Consider the following 1,782-nt stretch of genomic DNA (forward strand, 5'->3'; position numbering starts at 1 on the left):
GGGGCGCATTGCCTCATTCAAAATGTTACTGGAAAACTTCTCGCCGATGATTGGGTCGGTGCCACCGAATTGGTTCGGTGGCCACTATGGCGGGAAAGATCAGCATGGGCGCGCGGCGCGAAGTGGTGTCAGCAGTGACGGAGCAATACCGGTCGGCCAAGCGGGCGGAAAAGGGACGGATCCTCGACGCGCTGTGCGCGACGACGGGCTGGCATCGTAAGCATGCGATGCGCGCACTCCGGCGGCGCACGACGGTTGGGCCCAGCAAGGTCGAGAAACCGCAAGAGCGTAAACGTAGATATGGTACGACGATCAAGGACGCGATGACGGCGCTGTGGGAGGCGTCGGATCGGGTGTGCGGCAAGCGGCTCAAGGTGATGGTTCCGACCTTGCTGCCGGCGCTCGAGCAACATGGCCGATTGCGGCTTGGCCAGGCGGACCGTGATCGTGTTCTGGCCATCAGCGCCGCCACCATTGATCGCCTGCTCGTCGATGTGAAGATTGCGGCGAGCGGCGGCAGGCGGCGCCGTGCCGGATTCTATTCGGCAATCCGGCGCGAGGTCCCGATCCGCACGTTCAATGACTGGAACAGCCCGGTGCCTGGCTTCTGCGAGGTCGACATGGTCGCGCATGGCGGCACGTCGGTGGCCGGCTCGTTCATCCAGACCCTGACGATGGTCGATATCGCCACTGGCTGGACGGAGTGCCTGCCGTTGCTGACGCGGGAGGGTTCGCTGGTCGTCGAAGCGATCAACCGCGCACAGAGCCTGTTCCCCTGGTTGTTGCGCGGCGTTGACTTCGACAACGACAGCGCCTTCATGAACGATGTCGTCGTGCCATGGTGTCGCGAACAGAAGCTCGAAGTGACGCGCTCGCGCGCGTACAAGAAGAACGATCAAGCATTCGTCGAGCAGAAGAATGGTGCCGTCGTCCGCCGCCTCATGGGCTATGGCCGCTTCGATGGCGTCGAGACGGCGCGCGTGATGGGCCGCCTCTATGCGGCGGCGCGGCTCTACGTCAACTTCTTCCAGCCCTCGTTCAAGCTGAAGGAGAAGCGCCGCGAAGGGGCTAAAGTGATCAAGCGCTATCATCCCCCATCGACGCCCTACGAGCGTGCATTAGCGCATCCCAAGGTGACCGCCGCCGTGAAGAAACGGCTGCGCGATCAGTATCGCTCGCTCGATCCGGTCGCGCTGTTGGCCGAGATTCGCGCAACCCAGAACGAACTCGGCAATCGCGTCGATCGTCGTGCCGGACAGGCGCGTGGCCTGCAATCCGCTCACACGAGCAACGCGCCGGTGACCGCGGCGACGTTCGCGAAGACGCTCGGCAAGAGGGTGACCGCCGGCGAGCCGCGTGCCACGCACCGGCGGACTCGTCGGCCCTATAAAACCAGGGTTCGCATGCCGTCCAAGCTCGACCCGCATATTGCTGCTATCGAGGGCTGGCTCGCGGAGCAGCCGCAACTGACGGCGCTCACAATCGTCGGTCGGCTGAGCGAGACTCACCCCGAGGAGTTCGGGGCGAGACAGCATTCGATCGTGCAGCGCCTGCTAAGGGCGCTTAGACAAAAGACGGCCGAGCAGTTGGTCGCGGAGCGGCCGCTTGCGGATGCCTCGACCGCCGCTCCATCGCCCGGGGTTGTGGACGGCTCGGGCTATGTAGGGCCCGACCCGCCCACAGCCCCTTTCGTCGAGCAAGCCGGGAAAGCTACCTGGCGCGGCCGATCAGTCGACCTCGCATCCGTGCCATCAGGGTAACAATTGCTGATGCGGCAATACG

General features: G+C 64.2%; 1 protein-coding gene. It reads left to right on the forward strand.

Going from position 1 to position 1,782, the window contains the following annotated elements:
* The first annotated feature begins 86 nt into the window (after positions 1-86).
* Positions 87-1,760, forward strand: coding sequence for a transposase (locus IVB13_RS16810; RefSeq protein WP_247367161.1), 1,674 nt, complete (start codon positions 87-89; stop codon positions 1,758-1,760).
* Positions 1,761-1,782: the final 22 nt, after the last annotated feature.

The organism is Bradyrhizobium sp. 17 (assembly GCF_023073515.1).
Lineage (GTDB): Bacteria > Pseudomonadota > Alphaproteobacteria > Rhizobiales > Xanthobacteraceae > Bradyrhizobium > Bradyrhizobium canariense_D.